Raw genomic sequence first — 3771 nt, forward strand, 5'->3', positions numbered from 1 at the left:
TACTTCCTCGGAGCAACCACTACACAATTTTCCTTCCTCCAGGCTCACAAGATCAAACCTGGTTCGGAAGTCTCCGAGAAAACGGGGGAAGCACAAGTGCGGCGGCGAGTTCGGTCATGTGCCGTACCGACCGGAATGGCCGTGACAGGCGGGTGATGACCAGTTCGTCACCGCGTCGTAGGTGTTCGAAGCATTTGTCCCATTCCGGGCGGCGGGCGAGTTTGCCGGAGGCCTTGTCCACCCAGATCCGTTCGCACCCGGCGGCGGTGAGGGCGTCGATCTGGGAGTCGTCTTTCTGTCCGCGGGTGGAGACTCGCGCGTATCCGAACCGTGCCATGCCCGCAACTGTCCCATAAGGGGCTGACATGCCAGGTTTTCGTCCCGTAGATTCCGCACACGAGTTATGACCCACCGGGGAGGTTCGCCGACCTGCGGATTCGTGGGTTGTGACTCGCAGCGATAAACGGCGGTATCTTCGCACTGTCGGGTGGCGTATTCGACCCCGGGGCGGTTTCCAGGGCGATCCCCGGGATGTTGTGTCGGGGTATGAGGATGCATTCGTTCGTTCGGGATCTCGACGAGGTCTGGGGTATCCGGTAGCGACGGTGGATCTATCAGTGGGTTACGCGCCTCGGGTGCCGACTCGAGACTTGCTCGGTTCAGTTCGTCGGTACCTGCTGGTCTTCGGGGTTTTGGTCGGCTGCGACCGCGGCGGCCGGGTGGTCGCCGGCTCGGTGGTACCGGCGTGCCATGAGAACAGCTCCGTAGGCGAGGCCTGCGACAAGGGAACCGACCAGGCTCAGTGACACCGTGTGATAGAAGCCTGGGGGCAGGAAATGCTTCCCCCAAAAGCTGACCACGAAGCCTGCCAGGAAGCATGAGAGCGCCGGGATGCGCCATCGGTCGGCGAACCCGCCCGCGGGGCGGAAGTAGCTGTCGATGTCGCGCTTGTCGGTCAGGCCCCATAACCAGTCGACGATCATCACGAATGTGAACGGGCCGAGTAGTTCGCCGACACCGGTGACGAAGGCCTCGGCGTGGGCGAGGATGCCCGCCTGGGCGAGTAGGACGCCGAGAACGACTGTGGCGACGGGCTGCTCCCATGTGCGCGGTGTGCGTACGGTGTTGAGGGACACCAGCAGATCGACGGTCGCGGGATAGAGATTCATCGCGTTGATGTGCAATATGGCAAGCGCGACACCGACCGCCGCCACTGCACCCCAACCGGGAAGCTGTGCGCCGAGGACGGCGATATTCCATTCGCCGGTCGCTTCCTTCGAGTAAGCGCCCATGACGCCCATGACCAGGTTGGGAAGCGTGATCCCGAGACTCGGTGCCAGGAAATACCAGCTCCGCCTGACGGTCCGGTCGGCTGGTAGGCAGAAGCGGGAGACGGTTGATGTCTTGTACGTCCAGGACAGAATGGAGAACCCCGCCACTACCGAGATCGCCGGGCCCCACTGCATCGGGGCGGTCTGGGGCGGAACGTGCAGGTGATAGTGCGTGGCCAGATAGATGGTCAGCGCGGCGTAGCAGGCGATGAACAGTACTGCTGTGTAGCGGTAGAAGTACTCGAGCCACTTGAACCCGAACAACACCAGCACGATATTGGTCCCGCCGATGATCCAGTACCACGGTGTCGCGCTGGTATGGCTCAATGCCGCGAGAATGTGGGCACCGCCGGCGGCATTGAGTCCGAAGAAGGCCATGTTGACGAAGGAGAACAGCGCAGACAACAGAAACGTCGCCGACCATCCGTAGGTACGACGGGCGACCACCAGAGCCGTCAGTGGGAGGCGCACCGCTGGTCTGTCTGCAGATCTGGTCCGCCGGATCGGATTCGGTGCCCGCCGAACTCACTGCGACGCTGCTCGACGCGTCCGCCGGGCAATCCGATCAGGTGAACGTCATCACCCAGCGCACGGTACCTGCCGCGCCGGAACCCACGGTGTGTGAAGAACTCGGCATCCCCGCGGGCAGCATCACCTTCTGCATCGAAGCACACCTCGACCTCGGCGGCCGAGCGCAGATCTGGCAGCGCGCGTTCATCCGCCCCGACCGCTACCCCTGCATCCTGCGGTTCACCCCCACATGAGCCGCCCACACGACCGGCGCGTTCGACCCTATGGCCGGACGGTAGACCCCAGCGAGAGGGGTAGATGATGCGGGAGATCCCTACCGCGATCGGTTACTTACGACGCGACATCCGCGGCGCGTCTCAGCAATGGGACCAGGCAAACATCCGTCGGCTCGCACACCGTCTGGGCTATGAACTCATCAAGACCGTCACCTTCACCGACACCCCCGACATCGTGGTGCACCGGCTGATCGACATCGTGCGCGACCTGGACATCGACGCCGTCATCTGCCACGCCCCCGCCCACCTCGGTGGCGATATCCCCGTGGAGTTGATGCAGGTCGCCGACGTGATCACCCTGAACCCGCACAACACCTACTCACGCTGGTCCGATGGCCTCATCGACACCGACATCGACAGGCCACTCGGCGCGACCGTCGAGACACGCCCTCCCCCTCGCATCGAGCTGTATCCAACAACCCGCCGACCTACCAACCAACCAACGTCGTGATCAGGCCCCGCCGGCGCCTGAGGTGATCAACAAAGAAAGGCCCACCTGTACCCCGGGTCACCGATCCCACCACCGAAACCACTCTCAGCCCACACCGCCACACCGGTCGGCATCGGGTTTCGGCCTCAGCAATACTCGCCGCAGCAAAGCTCACTGGACCTGTGGGAGTTGGCCCAGGACATGGAAGCAGCCGCGGTCGAGGCCGGTGACCACGCCTTCGCCGGCGCCGGACGGGCGTTCGCAGCACAGCGGGCGATTCAAGCAGGCGAGCTGCGCGAAGCCAGCCACCGTGCACAGACCCCCTCCACAGCGGCCTGACCCGCATCCAGAAACCCTCAACCTTGCTCGGCTGGCGAGATCACCCCACCCTCTCGGATATGACCATGGCGACCCGGCCGGTCGTGGAACAGGCAATCCTCGCAACGGCACCCGGTCGAAACGGTGGTCACAGACGTCGAGCCGATGGACATCGAGGTCCGCTGGGCACTTGACATATCGGAAGTAGTGGCAGCGTCCGCGGATGAGGCCAGAGTTCGAAGCGGCGAATTCGGACACTGGTCGAAACGCCGCAGGCCCAGCCTCGTGACGCCAGGGGCTGGGCCTGCGGTGCCGTGTACAACAGCCGCGGATCGCGCGGATTGGATTGCGCACCTGCGAGACAACTCTGTGCTGAAAACCGGAAAGTCCGCAGGTAGGGTCGGCCGCCGCCGGAATAGTGGTTGACGGGCACGACCTACGACGGACGGGTGATCAGGTTCCGGCCCCGGCGGGTGTGGAGCAAGCCTGTGACTTGCGGCGGAAAGTGGCGGTGTTTTCGCGCCGTCGAGTGGTGCATCGGGGCCGTGGTCAGGTGGTGCCGATGACGAGGGTGCTGCTGTTCCCGACACCGCAGGGCCCGGCCGCCCGTGGAGAACGACCGAGCCCGCGGCGTTTCGACCAGTGCCCGAGCGGGCGGCCCAGACCCGGCCTCACCCAGGAGCCTGCCACTGCACGGGGGATGTCAAGAGCGCTGCGCAGCGCGTCCGCGCTGCTCATGATCGCTGCGGGTCCCATCGGATGGTGGGTGCTTCTCCGGGAGGGCTGGTGTGGATGTCCGGTCCGTCGCCGAGATATCTCCCGGCACTATGCGGAGATGCTTCCTCCGAAGGAGCTGAAAGCGTGGCCCTTCGAGGTGCAGGTGAAG

General features: G+C 64.4%; 5 protein-coding genes. 3 read left to right on the forward strand and 2 right to left on the reverse strand.

Annotated features, from left to right (window positions below):
- Positions 1-52: 52 nt before the first annotated feature.
- Both ACWEO7_RS38480 and ACWEO7_RS38485 read right to left on the reverse strand, forming a co-directional pair.
- Positions 53-337, reverse strand: coding sequence for a recombinase family protein (locus ACWEO7_RS38480; RefSeq protein ID WP_452430662.1), 285 nt, complete (start codon positions 335-337; stop codon positions 53-55).
- Between the two features lie 322 nt (positions 338-659).
- Positions 660-1802: a hypothetical protein gene (locus ACWEO7_RS38485; RefSeq protein WP_452430664.1), complete on the reverse strand. Its 1143-nt coding sequence runs from the start codon at positions 1800-1802 to the stop codon at positions 660-662.
- Between ACWEO7_RS38485 and ACWEO7_RS38490 the strand changes: the two genes are divergently transcribed.
- The 3 genes from ACWEO7_RS38490 to ACWEO7_RS38500 form a co-directional block, all read left to right on the forward strand.
- Positions 1790-2095: a hypothetical protein gene (locus tag ACWEO7_RS38490; RefSeq protein ID WP_452430666.1), complete on the forward strand. Its 306-nt coding sequence runs from the start codon at positions 1790-1792 to the stop codon at positions 2093-2095. The two genes, ACWEO7_RS38485 and ACWEO7_RS38490, sit on opposite strands and share 13 nt — an antisense overlap.
- A 64-nt stretch (positions 2096-2159) precedes the next feature.
- Positions 2160-2588 carry a hypothetical protein gene (locus ACWEO7_RS38495; protein ID WP_452430667.1) on the forward strand — a complete coding sequence of 143 codons (429 nt, stop codon included), beginning with the start codon at positions 2160-2162 and terminating at the stop codon, positions 2586-2588.
- 859 nt (positions 2589-3447) lie between these two features.
- The coding region (locus tag ACWEO7_RS38500; protein ID WP_452430669.1) for a hypothetical protein at positions 3448-3771 on the forward strand (324 nt) is incomplete at its 3' end.

The sequence above is a fragment of the Nocardia sp. NPDC004260 genome (assembly GCF_053603155.1).